Here is a 19,388-nt window from a genome sequence, read left to right on the forward strand (position 1 = left end):
CCGTCTGACGCGTCTCGCGCACGACCGAACGAACGGTTCTAAGGGGGTTATAAAACGTCTAAGGGTCCCTCGAACCGTTGTGAATCGTTCATTTTCCTCGATTTACGGGCCCGCCAGCGTGAACGTGGCCGAATTACTCCCAACGGACTGTCGTTTATATGGGGTCACGGCGGCTTGGATGAGTCGAGGTGACTCAGATGAGCGCAACTGCCAACCCCTCCACCGACGCCGCAGACGCCGATAGCCAGTCCAACCACGAGTCCGAACCGGAGTCGAAGGAGGACCGCCTGAAGGGCTACCTCCTCGACCACGCACGCGACGGCGAGCTCTACTTCAAGAGCAAGTTCATCGCCGACGAGGTCGGACTCTCCCCCAAGGAGATCGGCGCGCTGATGGTGAAGCTCAAAGAGTCGGCGACGGAGCTGTCCATCGAGAAGTGGTCGTACACGAGCGCGACCACCTGGCGCATCGAGCCCACCTCCGGATAGCCGGTCCGTCGACACGCTCGGTCCCCCAGTCACCGACCCCCCGCACCGTTCCCCGACCCCCCCTTCCCCCGGTTTCTCGCGCCGACCGACGCCCGCCACCCGCGGCGCCGGCCCCGGAAGGACTTATGCCGTCGCCGGCCCAACCGTTCGCCGATGAGCGACGCGGACTCGCGGGACGTCCCCCGGCCCCCCGAACTCGACGCGGTCTTTCACCTCTCGGAGGTCCGGACCGACGACGACCGCATCCTCTACTACGGCGTGAGCGAACTCCGCGAACGGGAGCTAGTGCGCCGGGTGTGGTCGGCGTTCCGCGAACGCGGCTACGAGGTCCAGGCCGCCCGGACCGACAGCGGACTCGACGTGGTCGTCGCCCGCCCCTACTCGAACGGGCTCGACGGCGTCCCCTGGGTGAACCTCGGGCTGTTCGCCGCCACCGTGCTCTCGACGCTGCTGGTCGGCGCGTTCGCGTGGTACTACGTACCGCTCGCGGAGATCCAGCGGAACCCACTCACCGTCCTCCGAGCGTGGCCGTTCACCGCGGCGGTGCTCGGGGTGTTGATGACACACGAACTCGGCCACTACGTCATGGGACGGTACCACGGGGTCGACGTGTCGCTGCCGTACGTCATCCCCTTCTTCATCCCGTTCGGCACGATGGGTGCGGTGATCCGGATGCGCGGACAGATGCCCGACCGCGAGGCGCTGTTCGACATCGGGGTCGCCGGCCCGCTCGCGGGTCTCGCCGCCACCGTCGTCGTCTCGGTCGTCGGACTCTCGCTCGGCCCGATGACGGTGCCGCCGGAGGTGCTCTCGGCGGGCGGCCGGGTCATCGTGTTCGACAACCCGCCGCTGCTCGACGCCATCGCGGGCCTGTTGAACCAGCCGACGGGGTACGAGGACCCGGCGAAGACCGCCCACCCGGTGATCATGGGCGCGTGGGTGGGGATGTTCTTCACCGTGCTCAACCTCCTGCCGGTCGGCCAACTCGACGGCGGTCACATCGTCCGCGCGATGGTGGGCGAGCGACAGGAGACGCTCGCGGCGCTCGTGCCGCTCGCGCTGTTCGGGCTGGCGGCGTACCTCCACTACGGTCGCGGTCTCGGGGTGAACGACTCGGTCGGTCTCTGGGCGTTCTGGGGGCTGTTCTCCGCGTTCATCGCCTACCGCGGTCCCGCCCACCCGATCGACGACTCGCGGCTCGGCTGGAAGCGGCTCGCCGTCGGCGTGTTCACGTTCGCGCTCGGGCTGTCGTGTTTCATGCTCACGCCCATCCGGGTCATGGCGGCGTGAGCGCCGGCTCCCCGGCCGGAGCCGCGGTCAGTGGCCGTACCCCCGGTCCGCGAGCGGGTCGCCGTCGAGTTCGACCCCGTCGTCGGTCGTCGTCCCGACGCGCGCGAGCGGCGTCGGCGACGCCTCCCGCGCCGCGTCGAGCGCCGACTCGGGCAGCGTGAACACGAGTTCGAAGTCCTCGCCGACGAACAGCGCCCGCTCGCGCGCCTCCCTCCCCCCGTCGCTGGTCTCGCGGACCGCCTCGTCGACCGGGAGGGAGTCGCTCTCGACGGCGAACCCGCAGTCGCTCGCCTCCGAGAGTTGGTGGAGCGAGCGCGCCAGCCCGTCGCTCGAGTCCATCATCGCGGTCGCGTACGGCCGGAGCGCGACCCCCGCACCCACCCGGGGGGTGAACCGGAACAGCTCGTTCCCCCGCTCGGCGTCGCCGCGGTCGAACCAGCGGAGCGCGGCCGCCGTCCGACCGAGCGACCCGGTGACGCAGACCGCCTCGCCCGGCGACGCGCCCGACCGCAACACCGGGTCGGCGGTCGCACCCAGCGCGGTCGTCGACACGGTGAACTCGTCGTGGTCGTCGAGGTCACCGCCGACGTACTCGCCGTCGACCGCCTCACACACCTCCCGAGCGCCGCGGATGAACCCGCGGAGGGCGTCGGGGTCGAACTCGGGGGCGGCGTACACCGCGACGGCGGCCTCGGCGTCGGCGCCCATCGCGGCCACGTCCGACAGCGAGGCGCCGACCGCGCGCCACCCCGCGGTGTAGCGCGTGACGCCGTCGGGGAAGTCCGTCGTCTCGTGGAGCATGTCGGTCGTGAGTACCCGGTCGCCGACGACCGCACAGTCGTCGCCCGCCGACGGGAGGTCGGCGGCGATGGCGGCGAGCGCCTCGCGTTCGTTCATCTCTGTCCGGGTTCGCCCCCGGTCCCGAAACCGTTTCCGCCCGGCCGACTCCCGACTGCCCCGACCGCGCGGGCGCTCGCGACCCCACCTCGCGGTGTTCGCGCCGCCTCGCTCCTCACGACGCTTGACCCGCTCCTCGCGCCGCCCGACTCGCGCCGTTCGCGCCGTTCGGGTCGGCCCGCTCGCCCCTCCCGTGTCGGCCGGTCGTCGGCCGCCTGGCGGCTCCTTTCGACGGGTTGATACTGCCGCCGGGCGACGCTGGGGGCATGGACGGGGACCAACTGCGCGCCACGGTCGTCGGATTCCTCGGCGCGTTCGGCGTCCTCGGGGTCATGCTCTACTTCGTCGGCGTCGACGACCTGGCGGCCGAACTCTCCGGGGCCGACCCCGCGGTGGTCGCGCTCGTGGTCGCGGTGACGCTCGGCTGGCTCGCGGCGTGGTCGTTCTCGCTCCACACCGTCCTCGGCATCCTCGGCGCGAACCTGTCGCTCCCCAAGTCGTTTCTGGTGTTCAGCGGCGCCACCTTCTCGAACAACGTCACGCCGTTCGGGCAGGCGGGCGGCGAACCCGTGACGGCGCTGCTCATCTCGAAGGTGGCCGACACCGAGTACGAACGCGGACTCGCCGCCATCGCCAGCGTCGACACGCTCAACTTCGTCCCGTCGGTGACGCTCGCGCTGGTCGGCGCGGCGTACTTCGCCACCGAGACGACGTTCGGCCGACAGCTCCGGGTCGCCACCGGCGTGCTGGTCGTCCTCGCGGTGGTCGTCCCGGTCGCCATCTACTACGGCTGGCGGAACCGATACGAACTCGAACGGTGGGTGGTGTCGACGGTGACGCCCGCGGTCCGCCGGATCGGGCGGCTCGTGCCGGGCGTCTCGCCGCCGGACCCCGACGGCGTCGAGTCGCGGATCGGCCACTTCTTCGGCGCCATCGAACGGGTCGCCACCGACCGCCGGGGGATCGCGCTGTCGCTGTCGGCGTCGACGCTCGGGTGGGGACTCCAGATGGCCGGGCTGTACCTCTCGTTTCTCGCCATCGGCGCGCAGGTCCCCTTCTCGGCGATGCTGTTCGTGGTTCCGATGGGCGCCATCGCGGGCGTCACGCCGCTGCCGGGGGGCGCGGGGGGGATCGAAGCGGTGCTGGTGACCGTCCTGGTCGCGCTGCCGTCGGTCGCGATCGGTCAGGCGACGGCGTTCGCGGCCGTCGTCATCTACCGCGGGGCGGTCTACTGGATCCCGATCCTCATCGGCGGGAGCGTCCTCAGCTTCGTCGGCGTCGACAGCGTGAGGTGAGGCGGCGTCGGACCCGCGAGGCGGCGCTGTTCGCGCTCGCGATGCTCGCGCGAGCGGACGACCCGCCCCCGACTGCGCGAACCGGCCGCACGTCCCGCCGCGAGCACGATACGACGACTTTAAACCGAACGGCGCTGAATCCGCCCGTATGGTTACCCTCTACGACGTTCCGGCGGACGCCCTGATCGAGGCGGTCGCCGAGCGACTCGAAGAGCGCGTCGACGAACCCGCCTGGGTGGAGTTCACCAAGACCGGCTCGAGCCGCGAACTCCCGCCCCAGCAGGACGACTTCTGGTACGTCCGGACGGCCTCGCTGCTCCGGAAGGTGGCGGACAACGGCCCCATCGGGGTCGAACGCCTCGCCACCGAGTACGGCGGCTCCAAGCGCGGGTCGACCCGCTACAAGGTGTCGCCGCCGGAGCACGCCGCGGGGTCGCGCAAGATCATCCGTGTCGCACTCCAGCAACTGGAGGAGGAGGAGTTCGTCGAGACTGCCAAGGGCGAGGGTCGCCGCGTCACCGCCGAGGGCCGCGCGTTCCTCGACGAGGTGGCCGGCGAGGTGCTCTCCGACCTCGACCGTCCGGAACTCGAACGGTACGCCTGACGGGTCGCGGACCGTCGAGCCACTCCGTCCCCGCCCCGACGAGGGGGCGAGTCCGGAACCGCTCCGTCGGTCGTCGACGACTTACCCACCGTTTATATCGCCCCGACCGCTCACTCACGTATGTCCCTCGTAGCAGTCGTTCGGCTCCCGGCCGAGGAGTTCGCCCTCAGTCGGACGCTGACCGCGCTCCCCGACGCGGAGTTCGAGTGCGAACGGGTGGTCGAGACGGGCGACGGGGTGGTGATGCCGCTCCTGTGGGCCCGCGGTGCCGACCGCGAGGAACTCGAGTCCGCGTTCGACGACGACCCGACGGTCGACAACTGGGAGCTGCTCGTCGACCTCGACGGCAGGTGGCTCTACCAGATGGACTGGATCGACGACGTGCAGATGCTGTTTTACATGCTGACCAACACCGGCGGGACGGTGCTGGACATGCACGGCGTCAGCGACGAGTGGATGCTCCGAATCCTGTTTCCCGACGACGGCGACCTGGGCGACACGCGACAGTTCTGTGACCAGCGCAACCTCACCTTCGACGTGGTGACGACCCGCGAGATGGAGGGCGAGCCGAGCGGCCGGTTCGGTCTCACGGCCGGACAGATCCAGGCGCTCCGGGCGGCGTGTACCGCGGGCTACTTCGAGATTCCCCGGCGCGCGACGCTCGAAGAGGTGGCGGAGGACCTCGACATCTCCCACCAGGCGCTGTCGGAACGGCTCCGCCGCGGGCACAACGCGCTCATCCAGGACACCGTCCTCACCGGCCCGCTGCCCGAGAAGTAGCCCGGGCGGGCACCCGGCGGGCGGTAGCTACCCGCAACCGTTTTGCCGCCAGCCCGGTAACGGCGGCGTATGAGCGAGAACCCCGACGACGAGCGGCTGGAGGAACTCCGACAGCAGAAGATGGAGGAGCTACAAGACCAAGCGGGCGAGGGCGGTGCGAGCGCCGAGGAGCAGCAGGCGGCACAGGAGCGCGCCGAACAACAGCAGGACGCGATGCTCAAGCAGTACCTCACCGACGGCGCGCGCCAGCGGCTCAACGCCGTCGAGATGAGCAAGCCCGACTTCGCCAAGCAGGTCAAACAGCAGGTGACGGCGCTCGCCCAGAGCGGTCGCATCAACGGTCGCATCGACGAAGACCAGATGAAGTCGCTCCTCAAGGAGCTACAGCCCGACCAGAAGAGCTTCGACATCCGCCGGCGCTGACTCGGCGGCACGACGACACGCGACCCCGGTACGACGCGATACGACGAGACACGACGGGACACGACGCGACCCCGGTACGATACGACGACAACCTCACCGAATGGACCTCGCGCTCCTGTACAGCGGCGGCAAGGACTCCTCGCTCGCGGCGCTCGTTCTCGACCGCTTCTACGACGTTCGGCTGGTCACCGCCCGCTTCGGCGTGACCGACGACCACGAACACGCCGCCCGCGCGGCCGACGCGCTGGGCTTCCCGTTCGCGACGGTCGACCTCGACCGCTCGGTCGCCGAGACGGCCGTCGAGACGATGCGCGCGGACGGCTACCCCCGCAACGGGATCCAACACGTCCACGAGCACGCGCTCGAAGCCGTCGCGGAGTTGGACGTCGACGCCGTCGCCGACGGCACCCGACGGGACGACCGCGTCCCCACGGTCTCGCGGGCGTTCGCGCAGTCGCTGGAGGACCGCCACGGCGTCGACTACCTCTCGCCGCTGTCGGGGTTCGGCCGCTCGGCGGTCGACCGCCTGGTCGCCGAGACGCTCGACGTGGAGTCGGGCCCCAGCGAGGAGGTGCCGAAGGCGGACTACGAGGGCGAACTCCGCGAACTCCTCCGGACGGAACACGGTGGGGAGGCGGTCGGCGAGGTGTTCCCCGCCCACGAACAGACGTACGTCCGCGGGACGCGCGACTCGTCGGCCGACGCCGGGCGTTCGGAAGTCGACACCGAGTAGCCCGGCGCCGGGACCGTGGGGGTCGACACCGCGGAACCACGAGATTAAACCCCGCGCCGCGACAACCGCGACGCATGCCCACCTACGAGCGCCTGAAGGGGTTCCGCGACTTCTACCCCCCCGAGATGGCGGCCCGCCGGGAGGTCGTCGACACCGTCGAGGACGCCGCCCGCCGGTACGGCTTCCGGGAGATAGCGACCCCCCGGCTGGAGCGGGCGGAGCTGTGGACCGACAAGAGCGGCGACGACATCGTCGACGAACTGTACGCGTTCGAGGACCACGGCGGCCGCCACGTCACGCTCGCGCCCGAACTCACGCCGACGGTGGCGCGGATGTACGCCGCCAAGAGCCAGGAGCTGTCGAAGCCGGTCAAGTGGGTCTCTACCAGGCCGTTCTGGCGGTACGAGGCGGTCCAGCAGGGCCGGTTCCGCGAGTTCTACCAGACCAACATCGACGTGTTCGGCTCCAGCGAACCCGAGGCGGACGCGGAGGTGCTCGCGACGGCCGCCGACGCGCTCACGGACCTCGGACTCACGACCGACGACTTCGAGTTCCGCGTCTCCCACCGCGACATCCTCGGGAGCCTCCTCCGGTCGTTCGACGCCGACGTGGACGTGATCGCGGCCATCCGCGCCGTCGACAAGTCCGAGAAGGTCGACGAGAACGAGTACCTCGACTTGCTCGCGGACGCGGGGCTCGGCTACGACGAGGCCCGCGAGTTCGACGACCTGCTCGGCGTCACGGACCCGGCGAACCTCGACGAACTCACCGACTTCGCCGCCTCCGACGGGCTGGCGGACGCCGTCGAGAACCTGCGGGCGGTGCTCGCGGCCGCCGACGACTACGGCGTCGGCGACTACTGCGACCTCTCGCTGCGGACCGCCCGCGGGCTGGACTACTACACGGGCGCCGTCTTCGAGTGTTTCGACGCCACCGGCGAGGTGTCCCGCTCCGTGTTCGGGGGCGGCCGCTACGACGACCTGATCGAGGAGTTCGGCGGCCAGCCCACCCCCGCGGTCGGCGTCGCGCCCGGCTACGCCCCGCTCACCCTTCTCCTCGAACGCGCGGACGTGCTCCCCGAGGCGGCGGTGTCGACCGACTACTACGTCCTCCAGGTGGGCGACACCCGCGAGGTGGCCGCGCGGGTCGCACGCGACCTGCGCGCACGCGGCCACGTCGTCGAGACGGACGTCTCCGACCGGAGCTTCGGCGCGCAGATGGGGTACGCCGACTCGGTCAACGCGGAGACGGTCGTCATCGTGGGCGAACAGGACCTCGCCGACGGCAACGTCACGCTCAAGGAGATGTCGTCGGGCGACCAGACCACCGCGCCCGTCGACGCGTTCCCCGGCGAGTTCGACCGGCCCACGTACGACGACTTCGCGTAGATGGTCGACGCCGACTACCCGCCGGCGCTCGGTGCGGGCGACACCGTGGCTATCGTCGCCCCCTCGCACGCGCCGCCCGACGGGGCGATAGCGCGCGGTATCGACCGACTCGACTCGTTCGGGCTCGACGCCCGCGTGTTCGACAGCGCCCGTCGCGACACCGACTGGCTCCGCGACCACCCCGACGAACGCGCGGCGGACGTCCACCGCGCGTTCGAGGCCGACGACGTCGACGGCGTCGTCGCGGCGATGGGCGGCAACCGCGAACTCCAGTTGGTCGACAGCCTCGACCCCGAGGTGGTGTCGGACGACCCCAAGCGGTTCTACGGGTCGAGCGACAACACCCACCTCCACCAGTTCCTCAACGCCGCCGGCCTGGTCTCCTTCTACGGCGGGCAACTGTTCCCCGACCTGGTGGCCGACCCCGAGATGCACCCGTACACCCGCGAGTACGTCGGCCGGGCGTTCGGGTCGACGCCGTTCGGCGCGGTGACGGCCGCCGAGGAGTGGACCGACGAGTACTACGACCTGGAGGCGGACGACGACCGCGAGTGGTTCCCCGCCGACGGCTGGACGTGGCACCGGCCCGAGGCCGCCGAGGGGTCGGTCGCCGGGCGGGTCGTCGGCGGCTGCCTGTCGATGCTCGGAGCCCAGTTGATGCTCGGGGCGTCGTCGTACTTCCCCGACGTGCTCGACCCGGGGGACGTACTCGCGGTGGAGACGTCGGGCGAGACACCCGAACCCGCCGTCGTCGAGCGGTTCTTCGTCGCGCTCGGCGAACGGGGCGTCCTCGACCGACTGGGCGCGCTCCTGGTCGGCCGGCCGGAGACCCCGGTCGGGTCGACGCAGGCCCGCGCGCGCTACCGCCGCGACCAGCGCGAGACGGTGGCGTCGGTCGTCGACGAGTACGCCGACACGCCGGTCGTGTTCGACCTAGACTTCGGCCACACCGCGCCCGTCCTCCCGCTCCCGCTGGGTGCGCCCGTCGAGGTGGACGCCGACGAGCGTGCGATCCGGTTCCCCGACGCAGAGGCGGACGCGAGCGCGGAGCCGGGCTCGGGGCCGGACTCGGACGCCGGGGCCGACTGAGGCCGTGCGCGCGTTCCGCCTCGCCTACGACGGCCGCCCGTTCTACGGCTTCCAGCGCCAGCCCGACGTGCCGACCGTCGAGGACGCGCTGTTCGACGCGCTCGCGACGCTCGGCGTCCACGACGCGGACGCCCGCAAACCCGAGGGGTACGCCGCCGCCGGCCGCACCGACGCGGGCGTCTCCGCGGTCGCCCAGACCGTCGCGTTCGAGGCGCCCGACTGGCTCACGCCCGCCGCGCTCGGGTCGGAACTCCCGGCGTCGGTCCGGCCGTGGGCGAGCGCCGAGGCGCCCGACGGCTTCCACGCCACCCACGACGCGGCGCGACGGACGTACCGCTACCACCTCCACCTGCCCGCGTTCGACGAGCGAGGCGGGCGACGCCCAGGGGACGCCGACGCGGGGTCGTCGGACGCGCCCGGCCCGCCCGACCCCGCCGCCGCGCTCTCGCGGGCGCGCGAGGCCGCCGCGGCGCTGTCGGGCGAACACGACTTTCACAACCTCACGCCCGACGCCGAGGGGACCGTCCGCGACCTCGACTGCTCGGTCGTCCGCGACGGCGCGTTCCTCGTCGTCCGGGCCGCGGCGGACGGGTTCCCCCGCGAGTTCGTCCGCCGCCTCGCCTCGGTCGTCCGGGGGGTCGCGACGGGCGCGACCGACCGCGACCGGGTCGCGCGGGTGCTGTCGGCGGAGCACCTGAGCGGGCCGGCCGGCGTCGCGGCCGCGCCGGCGGAACCGCTCGTGCTCGCGGGGGTGACGTACCCGGGGCTGGCGTTCGGGACGGACCCCGACGCGGCCGAGAGCGTCCGCGCGGTGTTCGACCGGAAGCGGCGGGCGGGGCTGGTCCGCGCGCGGACCGCGACCGACGTACTGAACGCTCTATAGCTCCCCTGCCCCCCTCCGAGCGGTCGGAACGGCTCATAGCGAGGCTTTCGTCGGCCCGGACCGCTCCACCGCACATGTCCTACGAGGCGGTGGTGTTCGACACCGACGTTCTGACGCGCCGCACCCCCATCGAGACGCGTCGCGCGGCCGTGTCGGCGGCGTTCCGCGCGTTCGGCGCCGACCCGGAACTCGCGGGCGTCGACAGCGTCCTCCACGGGAGCGTCGGCCGCGTCCGCACGGTGTGTGACCGCTACGGCGTCGACCCCGACGCGTTCTGGGCCAAGCGGGAGGCGTACGCCGCGGCCACCGAGCGGACCGCGATGCTCGACGGGCGCAAGCGGTTGTACGACGACGTCGCTGGGGCGTTCGACCGCGTCGCGGGCGCCGTCGGCGTCGTGAGCAACGCGCCCGCCGCGTCGGTCGACCACCTGCTCGACGTGTTCGACCTCTCCGGGCGGGTGAGCGCCGCCGTCGGCCGGGAGCCGACGCTCGACGGCTACGCCCGGTGTCTCCCCGAGACGGCGTACCTCGACGACGCGCTCGACTCGCTCGGCACCCGCGACGCCCTGTTCGTCGGCGACGGCAACGCCGACCTCGTGGCGGCCGACCGCGCGGGCGTCGACTCGGCGTTCGTCCGCCGGCCCGCCCGCGTCGGCTACGAACTCACGACCGAGCCGACGTACGAACTCGACTCGCTGGCCGACCTCGGCGCGGTTGCCGGCACCGACTCCGACGGCGTCGACCGCCCGGAGCCGAACCGGGTGGCTTGAGCCGCCCTCCCGGCGCTCCCCGTTCGTTCGGCGCTCACCGCTCGTCCGGCGACTCCGCGACCCGCCAGCCGCGCTACTCCCACGCGGTAGGCCACAGCCCCGCCGCGCGCATCCCGGTCTCGTAGTCGGCCTCGCGGAACGCCTCCTCCACCTCGTAGGCGTCGAGCGTCGGCATCTCCGTCGCCCGGTCGGCCATCTCCCGGAGCGCGAACGCCGCGAGGATGCCGTGTTCGCGGACGTTCCTGTCGTCCACCTTGTCGCGGGTGTCCGCGTGGGTGTGCCCCCAGCCCCGGCCGCGCTCGCCGCTGTCGGAGTGGAGTTGCAGCGCCGGCACGCCCGCGCGGACGAACGGCCACTGGTCGGAGAACGGGTGCGGCTCCGATTTCACGCGCACGGGCTGGTTCGCCGCCTCGCCCACGCGCCGGACCACCTCCTCGGTCGCCTCGGAGGTGTGCGTCAGCGCCACCAGGTCGCGGAACCGGCCCGCGCCGTCGAGGTTGAGCACGCACTTCACGTCGTTCGTCTCCGTCGTCGCCGCGAGCCGTTCGGCGCCCGCCAGCCCCGTCTCCTCGCAGCCGACGGCGGCGAACCGGACGCCGATATCGAGGTCGTCTTCGGTCTCGGCGAGGATCCGCGCGGCGGTCACGAGCGTGGCGACCCCGCAGCCGTTGTCGAGCGCGCCCTCCGCGATGTCGTGGGCGTCGTAGTGGGCGAGCGCGAACACCTCGCGGTCGCTGTCGGGACCCACCCGCGCGAGTACGTTCCGGCTCTCGCCCGTCACCGTCTCGGCGTCGACGCGGAGTCGCGCCTCGCTGTCGCCGCGGTCGGCGTACTCGGTGAGCCACGCGCCCGTCTCCTTGCTCACGCCGACCGCCGGGATGGTCGCCTCGCGGTCGAACGTGAGCGACCCCGTCGGCGGGAGTTGGCCGGGGACGTGGTTGACGAAGACGAACCCGACCGCGCCCGCCTCGGCGGCGTAGCCGAACTTCTCCATCCGGTGGACGAACCGCCCGCCCTCGGGGGTGGTCGTGCTCGCCACGGCTATCTTCCCCTCGACGTCGGCGTCGTCCACCTCCTCGGGCGTGCCGTAGCCCACGTCGACGAGTTCGCCCCGCACGTCGCCCGGCGGGCAGTACGGCAGCGCGATGGTCTCGAACGACCGCTCGACGGGCGCCAGCAGGTCGAGGTCGGCCGACCCCCGGCGCCACTCGTTGGTCTCGAACGGCTCGCGGTGAACGTCGCGCAGGCCCGCCTCGTCGAACGCGTCGGCGACGAGTTCGGACGCCCGCTCCTCGCCGGGGCTCGCGGCCATCCGGCTGCCGATGGCGGTCAGGTCGGTCAGGAACTCCCAGGGCCGGTCGTCGGTCCACGTCCGGCCGACGGCGGCCGCGATGTCGGTGTCTGCGTCGTCCATGGTGCCGACTGCCCGAGCGACGGCAAAAGTGCGGGGGTGACGGCCACCCCCGCGCCGGGAGCGACGCGGCGACCAGTTCCCCCCCTCGGCCTTTACTTCCGCGGCGGCCGTCGGCCGAGCCGTGCCCCGGACTGCCCTCCTCGCGTCCACGCTGTTCGCCGCCGCGGTGACGTGCTGTGGGTTCGCCGCCGCCCGCGCGGGCGTCCCGTCGCCGCTCCCCGCCGGCTTCCTCTGGGCCGGCGCGCTCGTCCCGGCGGTCCACGCCGCCCGCGTCGTCGCCCGGGACGGCGGCGGCGCGCCCGGTCGCTGGCTCGTCCCCGCCCTCGGCCCACCGCTCGGGATGGCCGTCTGGGCGGCGTACGCGCTCGCTTCGACTCCCGGGACCGGGACCGACTCGCCGACGTGGCTGCTGGTCGCGGCGTACGGTCTCGGCGCGGTCACGGTGGCCGGCGTCGGCGCGGCCGTCGGCGCCCTCCTCCGCCGGGTGGACGCGGGTCGACTCCGCGGGGACGCCTGACCCCCGCGTTCGGCCGGCGGCGTCCGACGGCCGCCCCGTCCGTGGATCCCCCTCGACGGCGGACCGGTCGGGGTCCGCGTCCCGTACGCGACCCGCCACAAGGGTTAGTGGTGTGACGGCCGAGCGATCGGACGTGCAGACCGTCTTCCACATGATCGAGGGCGACGAGGAGTCGATGGACCGAACGCTCACGCTCGCGGGCAACCTCGCGGACGACGACACCGTCGACGTGGACAGCATCGTGGTCCTCGCGCAGGCGGAGGGGATCGACCCGCTGACGAAGGGCGGCCACGGCGAGAGCGAGGTGCAGTCGCTCGTCGAGGAGGGCGTCTCCTTTGCGGCGTGTAGCAACACGATGGAGATGATGGATCTGGAGGAGTCGGACCTCCACGACGGCGTCGAGGTGGTCTCGTCGGGCGTCGGCGAACTCACGCGCCTCCAGAACGAGGGCTACGCGTACATCCGCCCGTAGGCCGAGCGCCCGACCCGTTCTCGCACGTTCTTCGAGTGTCTCGCCCTCCGAGCCGGTGGGCCGCTCACGCCGACGCGGAGCCGCGTCGCCCGCCGGCGGTCAGTTCGGACGGGAGCGCGGCGTCCGCGTCGGCAGGAGGACGCGTCCGAGCACCTCCGGCGTCACCAGCGCCGTCGGCGGCCGCTCCAGTCTGAGCACGCGGAGGTACCGCTCGGCGACCCTGCCGTCGGCCTGTGCCGTCCGGACTAGCCGCGAGAGGTAGCGGTTGACCGCGTCGGTGCCGCGGGGCTTCGGTCCGGTCGTCCGCTCGAACGCGAAGTCCGAGCAGACGGTGATCCGCCAGACCGTGTCGACGACCGACCCCACCCGGTCGAAGAAGCGGGGCGCGAGGTTCGCGCGCCCGCCCGCCGCCAGCGCGTGGTGGAGGTGGAGCGCGTCGAGGGCGGCGACCGACATCCCCTGTCCGTAGATGGGGTTGAAGCTGGCGACGGCGTCGCCCGTCACGACCAGCCCCGACGGGAACCGGTCGAGGTCCTCGTAGCGCCGCCGCCGGGTCGCGGGGAAGGGGTAGCGACGGACGGTGCCGTCGGTCCACCGGTGGGCGTCGAGCAGGTGTGCGAGCGCGCCCGTCGGGAGACTCCCGGCGAACGCCTCGAACCCCGTCGGGTCCGCCGGTGGGTGGTCGCCGTGGAGACCGAACAGGGTCACGATCCACCGGTCGTCCTCGACGGGGATCGCCGCCCCGCCCCGAGGCGTCGCGGGCGACGGAACGACCAAGTACCCCTGGCGGTCGTCCGGCGGTCGCTCGACCAGCGTGGTGGCGTACACGAGGTCGACGCACACCCTCTCGACCGCCGGCGAGTCGTAGCCGTGGCGGTCGAGCCAGCGGGGCGTCCGCGAGGTCCGCCCGGTGGCGTCGACCACCAGGTCGGCGTCGACCGTCTCCGTCTCGCCCGCCCGCCCCCCCACGACCACCCCGTCGACCGTTCGCCCGCGCCGGTCAGTGCGGTAGTCGAGACACCGACAGCCCGGCCGGAGCGTGACGCCGTCGAGGGCGGTGACCCCGTCGCGGACCACCCGCTCGAACAGCGGGCGGGTGGCACAGTACATCGGCAGCCGCTCGGGCGGGTCGGCGAGGTAGCCGCCCTTCTGGTAGTACCCCAGGTCCCGCCCGAGGTCGATCGACAGCCCACCTCGGCCGACGAGCGTCTCGCTGTACCCCGGAAACAGGTCCTCGAGGGTCGCCCGCCCTGCCTCCAGCAGGACGTGGACGTGCTTCCCCTGCGGGATGCCCCGCCGGGGGTCACCCGTCCCGGTGGCCGGGTCGCGTTCGAGTATCGTCACGTCGTCGAACGCGTCCGCGAGGACGCGCCCCGCCAGGAGGCCGGCCACGCTCGCCCCGACGACGACCGCGTGGTCGCCGCACGCGTCGACCCGCGCCGGGTCGTACCGGGGGACGGATTCGAGTGTCACGTCTTCACGTACCGTGAGCCGAGGCGGTGAAACGGTTGCGGTCGCCCTCGTCCGCGAGCGGGCCGGTAAGCGACGGCTGTCGCTCGGCCGGCCCGGTCGGCGCGGCGGTCTCGGACCGCGTACCGGACGCGTAGGGTCGACGTACCCGGCGCTCCGCCCCGACACCGTCTGCCGGTTCCGAGCGCACCCACCCCGACGCGGGGGTGGGCGTCCGTCCCCGGTCGTCCCCGCCCGCCGGTCGACCCGTCCGTCCGGTGGCCGATTCCCGCAGTCGACCCCCGAGCGCGGCGCGCCCGACGAACGCACACAGTCTCATGATGGTAATCCATTCGTAACAATCTAGCCGTAGATACGCTCGCTATATGATGGTTCGGTTCAGTCGGCTCACGCGGAGTTCCAGTAATCTACGGGTGCACGCCGCGCTCCTCGCGTCGGTCGCCGCCTTCGGCGTCCTGCTCGACTCGCTGCCGTCGGCGGTCGTCGAGGTCTGCCTCGGGGTGGGCGTCGTCGGCCTGCTGTATCACGCGTTCCTCTCGGCGGTCGAACGCGCCGGCGGCCGTCCGTGGCCGCTGTCGTCGCTCCCCGACTGGCTACTGTTCGCCCTACCGACGGCCGGTATCGTCGGTCTCTACCTCCGCTCTCACCCCGTCTCGCCGCTGCGCGCGGGGCTGTTCGGCGCGCTGTTGGTCGTGTTCTTCTACTTCTGGTACGTCCTGCCGGCGGCGTGGTACCACAAGGTGCGGTCGGACCGGGAGGGCGACCCCGACCCGCCGGAGTCGAGTCTCACCGTCCTCGTGCCGGCGTACAACGAGGAGGCGTGTCTCGGCCGGACGCTCGACTCGCTGACCGAGGCGAGCTACCCCGGACAGAAGGAGATACTCGTCGTCGACGACGGGAGCACCGACGCCACCTACGAGACCGCGCTCGCGCACGCGACCGACGAGGTGACCGTCCTCCGGAAGCCCAACGGCGGCAAGGCCACCGCGCTCAACTACGGGCTGGAGTGGGCGACCGGTGACGCCGTCGTCACCGTCGACGCCGACTCCGTGGTCGTGCCCGACGCGCTCGAACGGATCGTCGCCGACCTGGAGGCACACTCGAACGTCGGCGCGGTCGGCGGGACGGTCAGGCTGCTCCACACCGACTCGTCCGTCGAGAAACTCCAGGCGCTTGAGTACGCGGTCGGGCTCAACACGTTCCGCCGCGCGTTCGCCGCGCTCGGCAACGTCAACGTGGTGCCGGGCTGTCTGGGCTGTTTCCGCCGGGAGGCGCTCGAATCGGTCGGCGGCTACGACGGCGACACGCTCACCGAGGACTACGACCTCACGCTCAAACTGCTCACCGCGGGGTGGGAGGTCCGCGCGAGCGAGGCGGTGTCGTACACGGAGGCGCCGTCGACGTGGCGCGACCTCTACCGGCAGCGGGTCCGGTGGACCCGGGGGAACGTCGAGTCGCTCCGGAAGCACGCGGGCGTGCTCGGCGGGGGGTCCGCCGCCGCCGGCACCGCCTTCTCGGGCATCGTCTTCCCGTTTCAGGTCGTCTCGCTCGTCGTCCTCCCGGTGTTGACGGCGGCCGTGCTCGGCACCGTCGGCGCCCAGTTGGCGATGGGTCACGTCGAACTCGTGGTGACGACGCTGTCGCTGTTCGTGCTCCTCCAGACGGTCGCCACGGGGTTCGCGCTCGCGCTCGACGAGACCGACCCGCGACTCCTGGCGTACGCGCCGGTGGCGGTCCCCTACCAGTACTTCATGAACGCGATCACGCTCAAGTCGATTCTCGACGTGGCAGTCGGGACCGACCGCGAGTGGACACACATCTCGCGGCGGTCGCCGGGCGGCGACGCCGCCGACGCGGCCGTCGACGCGGGACCGACGCTCGAAGCGGAGGTGAGCGATGACTGAACCGCGGACCACCCGCCGGGGACTGCTGGCGACGCTCGGGGGGGCGATGGGGGCGTCGGTGCTCGCCCGGGCGGGCGTCGGACGCCTCGAAACCGCGGGCCGGGGGCTCTCCGCGGGTCCCGCGTCCGACGACGGGGCGGCCGGCGGCGCCTCCGACGACCGCACGCCGGTCGACCCGGCGTCGCTCCGCCTCGATACGCCCGGCCGAGAACTGCTCGCGGACGTCGGGACGCCGCACGCGGGCCTGGGGACGCCCGACCGCTGGGAGGCGCTCGTGGGCGACTGTTCGCCCGCGCTCGGTCCCGACGCGGGCGACGGTGCGCTCCGGGTCGACCCGGACCCGACCGCGCGGGTCGAGTACGCCTTCGACGAGCCGTTCGACTTCTCGCGTCGGGACCTCTCCTTCTGGACGCGGTTCCCGACGGGACCGGCGAACCCGATCCGGGTGCGGCTGTTCGCCCCCGACGAGGCGAACCAGATACTCGCGTACAACTACCCGCTCAACCGCTGGCCCGACGCCCGGTTCGGCGTCGAGGTCGGTCCCACCTCCGAACTGGGGTCGCCCGACCCGACCGACGTGCGGCGGATGCAGATAGAGGTCGACCGCGGCGACCGCGGCGACCGGAGCCACCGGCCCGCGGTGTTCGACGGGTTCGCGACCAAGCCCAAGGCGTCGACCGGCCGGGTGATGGTCATCTTCGACGACAACCGCGCGAGCGTCGCCGACGCGTTCGCCGAGATGGACGCGCGGGGGATGCCCGCCGCCACCGCGGTGATCCCCGACGCCGTCGGCCTGCCGGGCCACCTCGACGCCGAGCAGTTGGCGGACCACCACGCCGCCGGGTGGGACATGGTCGCCCACCCGCAACTGGAGTACGGCCTGCCCCACTACTCCCGGGAGCGGCAACACGAGGCGATCCGCGAGACGAAACGCTGGCTCGTCGAGCGGGGGTACGAGGCGGGTGCCGACCACATCGTGACGCCGCTGGGTCGGGCCAGCACCGAGACGCTCGACCTGATCGCGCGGTACCACTACACCAACTACCTCACGAACGACGTGTTGAGCGGGACGCCGCCGGTCGACCCGCTCACCATCGAGCGGGTGGCCATCGACGACGTCGACGCCGCGACGGCGGCGGTCGGACGCGCCGAGCGCTACGGCATGACCGCGGTGCTGATGGCGCACACGGTCGGCGTCGACAGCGACGACCTGGTCTCCTTCGAGGGGTTCGTCGACGTGCTCGACCGCATCGAGCGCGCGGACGTCGAACTCACCACGCCGACGGAGTTCTGGGAGCGCTCGCTCGACCGGGTCTGAGCCGGGACCACCGACCCGACGGGACCCGCCCGCTCAGAGCGGTTCGACGCCGTCGCCGACCGCGATGGTGCCGCCCGCGACGATCCGCGCGCGGAGACCGCCGCGGTGGACGAGCGACGCCCGGACCCCCTCGACGTCGAGGCGGTCCTCCAGGTACGCGCACGGCTCGCAGAGTTCGACCCCCTCACAGCGGGCGTCGCCGACCCGGAACCGCTCGCCGACGAGGTGGTTCAGCGGCGCACCCCGCGTCGTCACGTTCCGGCGGTGGGCGCCCGCCTCCAGGTCGATGCCGTAGTCCGTCCGGACGGCGTCGAGCGCCTCCGCCTCGATGAGCGTGATACCGCGGTCGTCGCCCACCGAGAACGTCCCCTCGTCGCGGAAGTAGCGGTCCCCCCGGAGACCCCGACCCGCGACCGCCTCGACGGAGTCGGCCGGTTCGACCGGCGCGCCCGACTCCGGGGCGGTGTGGATCCGCTCGACGGTGCCGCGGTCGGTCATCCGTCCGTCCCGTCGGTCCGCGGTACCCGCGCCGGATCCGCGCGGAACCGGTCGTTCGTGTCTCTCGTCATCGGTTTCGTGATCGAGTGGTCTTCTATCGCCGGATAACCGTTCCGGTTCCGGCGGTCGTCTCGGGGACCGGCGGGCGACGCGCTTCCGCGCTCGACCGCTCAGAACACCAGTCCCGCGCGGATCGCGACGACGAGAGCCGTGAGCACGACCACGCTCGCGAGGGTGGTGACGAAGATGACGCTGCTCATGTACTCGGCGGTCGAGAGCGCGTCCTCGCCCGCGTCGTCGCCGTACGCGATTGCGAGCGCGAGCGGGGTGACGGCCGCGGGCGTCGCACACTCGAGGACGAACACGTTGGCGACGCGGGCGTCGCCGAACCCGACGGCGAGCGCCACCCCCCAGCCGACGACCGGCGCGACGAGGAGTTTGAGCGTCGCCGGCAGCGCCGTCCCCCGGAGCGCGCCCAGGTCGACGGAGGCGAGTTGGATCCCGACGACGGTCAACATCAGCGGGACGGCCGCCGACCCCACCGTGTCGACCGTCGTCATGAACGTCCCGTCGACGGACGGGACCGCCCCGAACGCGCGCAGCAGCGCCGCGAGACCGACCGCGTACACCAACGGGAGTCGGAACACCTCCCGGAGCGCGTCGGCCGCGCCCGCGGTCCGCTCGGCGCCCGCGGAGACGACGTAGACGCCGAGCGTGTAGACGACGACGCTCTGGACCGTGAGGTACAGCGTCGCGGTCGTCCGACCCACGTCGCCGAACACGAACCCCGAGAGGGGGATGCCGACGAACCCCGAGTTGGGCACCGCGCTCGCGAGCACCGCCGCGGGCAGCAGCGTCTCCGGCAGACCGCTCGCCCGCCCGGCGGCGTACGCGACGCCCATCATCACCACCATGTACGCCAGCACCCCGCCCGCGAGCGCGAGGACCGTCCGGCCGCTCAGGTCGGTCGTGGCGACGCCGTGAAACACCAGCGCGGGGAGGAAGACGTTGAGCGCGACCGTGTTGAGACCGTCGACGGACACGCCCGTCCGCCGGCCGAGGAGGTAGCCCACGGCGCCGATGGCGACGATGGGGAGGATGGCCGACGTGAACGCGGAGGCGACGCTCACGCCCGCTCCCCCGCGGCGTGAGTGG

General features: G+C 72.4%; 20 protein-coding genes. 15 read left to right on the forward strand and 5 right to left on the reverse strand.

Annotated elements, in window-relative coordinates; all coding sequences use genetic code 11:
* The first annotated feature begins 197 nt into the window (after positions 1 to 197).
* Positions 198 to 488 (forward strand): DUF7123 family protein, encoded by a 291-nt coding sequence (locus K933_RS14505; protein ID WP_049947911.1) that lies wholly within the window; start codon positions 198 to 200, stop codon positions 486 to 488.
* Positions 489 to 641: 153 nt separating this feature from the next.
* Positions 642 to 1,778, forward strand: coding sequence for a site-2 protease family protein (locus K933_RS14510; RefSeq protein ID WP_023395499.1), 1,137 nt, complete (start codon positions 642 to 644; stop codon positions 1,776 to 1,778).
* 27 nt (positions 1,779 to 1,805) lie between these two features.
* Here K933_RS14510 and thiL read toward each other — a convergent pair whose 3' ends face one another.
* A complete protein-coding gene (thiL, locus tag K933_RS14515) occupies positions 1,806 to 2,675 on the reverse strand; it encodes a thiamine-phosphate kinase (protein ID WP_023395500.1) in 870 nt (289 codons plus the stop codon).
* Between the two features lie 266 nt (positions 2,676 to 2,941).
* Here thiL and K933_RS14520 point away from each other — a divergent pair, with 266 nt between their 5' ends.
* The 9 genes from K933_RS14520 (at position 2,942) to K933_RS14560 (ending at position 10,640) form a co-directional block, all read left to right on the forward strand.
* Positions 2,942 to 3,970: a lysylphosphatidylglycerol synthase transmembrane domain-containing protein gene (locus K933_RS14520; RefSeq protein WP_023395501.1), complete on the forward strand. Its 1,029-nt coding sequence runs from the start codon at positions 2,942 to 2,944 to the stop codon at positions 3,968 to 3,970.
* A gap of 148 nt (positions 3,971 to 4,118) precedes the next feature.
* The gene (locus K933_RS14525) at positions 4,119 to 4,574 is read left to right on the forward strand and encodes a 30S ribosomal protein S19e (RefSeq protein ID WP_023395502.1); all 456 of its coding nucleotides are present in this window, start codon (positions 4,119 to 4,121) and stop codon (positions 4,572 to 4,574) included.
* A 120-nt stretch (positions 4,575 to 4,694) separates the two neighbouring features.
* On the forward strand, positions 4,695 to 5,354 hold the full coding sequence (locus K933_RS14530) for a helix-turn-helix domain-containing protein (RefSeq protein ID WP_023395503.1): 660 nt from the start codon (positions 4,695 to 4,697) through the stop codon (positions 5,352 to 5,354).
* Positions 5,355 to 5,423: 69 nt separating this feature from the next.
* Complete coding sequence (locus K933_RS14535) at positions 5,424 to 5,777, forward strand: DNA-binding protein (RefSeq protein WP_023395504.1); 354 nt, start codon at positions 5,424 to 5,426, stop codon at positions 5,775 to 5,777.
* A 100-nt stretch (positions 5,778 to 5,877) separates the two neighbouring features.
* Complete coding sequence (locus K933_RS14540; RefSeq protein ID WP_023395505.1) at positions 5,878 to 6,510, forward strand: DUF7411 family protein; 633 nt, start codon at positions 5,878 to 5,880, stop codon at positions 6,508 to 6,510.
* Between the two features lie 74 nt (positions 6,511 to 6,584).
* Complete coding sequence (gene hisS, locus K933_RS14545; protein WP_023395506.1) at positions 6,585 to 7,898, forward strand: histidine--tRNA ligase; 1,314 nt, start codon at positions 6,585 to 6,587, stop codon at positions 7,896 to 7,898.
* Positions 7,899 to 8,987, forward strand: coding sequence for a S66 family peptidase (locus tag K933_RS14550; RefSeq protein WP_023395507.1), 1,089 nt, complete (start codon positions 7,899 to 7,901; stop codon positions 8,985 to 8,987). It abuts the gene before it with no gap.
* Between the two features lie 4 nt (positions 8,988 to 8,991).
* Complete coding sequence (gene truA / locus K933_RS14555; protein WP_023395508.1) at positions 8,992 to 9,870, forward strand: tRNA pseudouridine(38-40) synthase TruA; 879 nt, start codon at positions 8,992 to 8,994, stop codon at positions 9,868 to 9,870.
* A gap of 74 nt (positions 9,871 to 9,944) precedes the next feature.
* Positions 9,945 to 10,640 carry an HAD family hydrolase gene (locus K933_RS14560; RefSeq protein WP_023395509.1) on the forward strand — a complete coding sequence of 232 codons (696 nt, stop codon included), beginning with the start codon at positions 9,945 to 9,947 and terminating at the stop codon, positions 10,638 to 10,640.
* 73 nt (positions 10,641 to 10,713) lie between these two features.
* Here K933_RS14560 and K933_RS14565 read toward each other — a convergent pair whose 3' ends face one another.
* Positions 10,714 to 12,054, reverse strand: coding sequence for a M28 family peptidase (locus tag K933_RS14565; RefSeq protein ID WP_023395510.1), 1,341 nt, complete (start codon positions 12,052 to 12,054; stop codon positions 10,714 to 10,716).
* Between the two features lie 121 nt (positions 12,055 to 12,175).
* Here K933_RS14565 and K933_RS14570 point away from each other — a divergent pair, with 121 nt between their 5' ends.
* Both K933_RS14570 and K933_RS14575 read left to right on the forward strand, forming a co-directional pair.
* Positions 12,176 to 12,571: a hypothetical protein gene (locus K933_RS14570; RefSeq protein ID WP_023395511.1), complete on the forward strand. Its 396-nt coding sequence runs from the start codon at positions 12,176 to 12,178 to the stop codon at positions 12,569 to 12,571.
* Positions 12,572 to 12,704: 133 nt separating this feature from the next.
* On the forward strand, positions 12,705 to 13,043 hold the full coding sequence (locus K933_RS14575) for a DsrE family protein (protein ID WP_049947897.1): 339 nt from the start codon (positions 12,705 to 12,707) through the stop codon (positions 13,041 to 13,043).
* 99 nt (positions 13,044 to 13,142) lie between these two features.
* On the opposite strand, the gene K933_RS14580 is transcribed toward K933_RS14575, so the two are convergent.
* Positions 13,143 to 14,516, reverse strand: coding sequence for an NAD(P)/FAD-dependent oxidoreductase (locus K933_RS14580; RefSeq protein WP_023395513.1), 1,374 nt, complete (start codon positions 14,514 to 14,516; stop codon positions 13,143 to 13,145).
* A 410-nt stretch (positions 14,517 to 14,926) separates the two neighbouring features.
* On the opposite strand from K933_RS14580, the gene K933_RS14585 reads away from it, so the two are divergent.
* Together K933_RS14585 and K933_RS14590 are read left to right on the forward strand one after the other, a co-directional pair.
* Positions 14,927 to 16,417 carry a glycosyltransferase family 2 protein gene (locus tag K933_RS14585; RefSeq protein ID WP_023395514.1) on the forward strand — a complete coding sequence of 497 codons (1,491 nt, stop codon included), beginning with the start codon at positions 14,927 to 14,929 and terminating at the stop codon, positions 16,415 to 16,417.
* Positions 16,410 to 17,735: a polysaccharide deacetylase family protein gene (locus K933_RS14590; RefSeq protein WP_023395515.1), complete on the forward strand. Its 1,326-nt coding sequence runs from the start codon at positions 16,410 to 16,412 to the stop codon at positions 17,733 to 17,735. Before K933_RS14585 ends, K933_RS14590 begins: the two co-directional genes overlap by 8 nt.
* A gap of 33 nt (positions 17,736 to 17,768) precedes the next feature.
* Here the strand turns inward: K933_RS14590 and K933_RS14595 are convergent, their stop codons facing one another.
* Together K933_RS14595 and K933_RS14600 are read right to left on the reverse strand one after the other, a co-directional pair.
* Positions 17,769 to 18,233: an MOSC domain-containing protein gene (locus K933_RS14595; RefSeq protein ID WP_023395516.1), complete on the reverse strand. Its 465-nt coding sequence runs from the start codon at positions 18,231 to 18,233 to the stop codon at positions 17,769 to 17,771.
* A 170-nt stretch (positions 18,234 to 18,403) separates the two neighbouring features.
* Entirely contained in the window at positions 18,404 to 19,363 is a 960-nt protein-coding gene (locus K933_RS14600; protein ID WP_023395517.1) for an AEC family transporter, read from the reverse strand.
* Positions 19,364 to 19,388 lie beyond the last annotated feature (25 nt).

This window comes from Candidatus Halobonum tyrrellensis G22 (assembly GCF_000495475.1).
GTDB lineage: Archaea > Halobacteriota > Halobacteria > Halobacteriales > Haloferacaceae > Halobonum > Halobonum tyrrellense.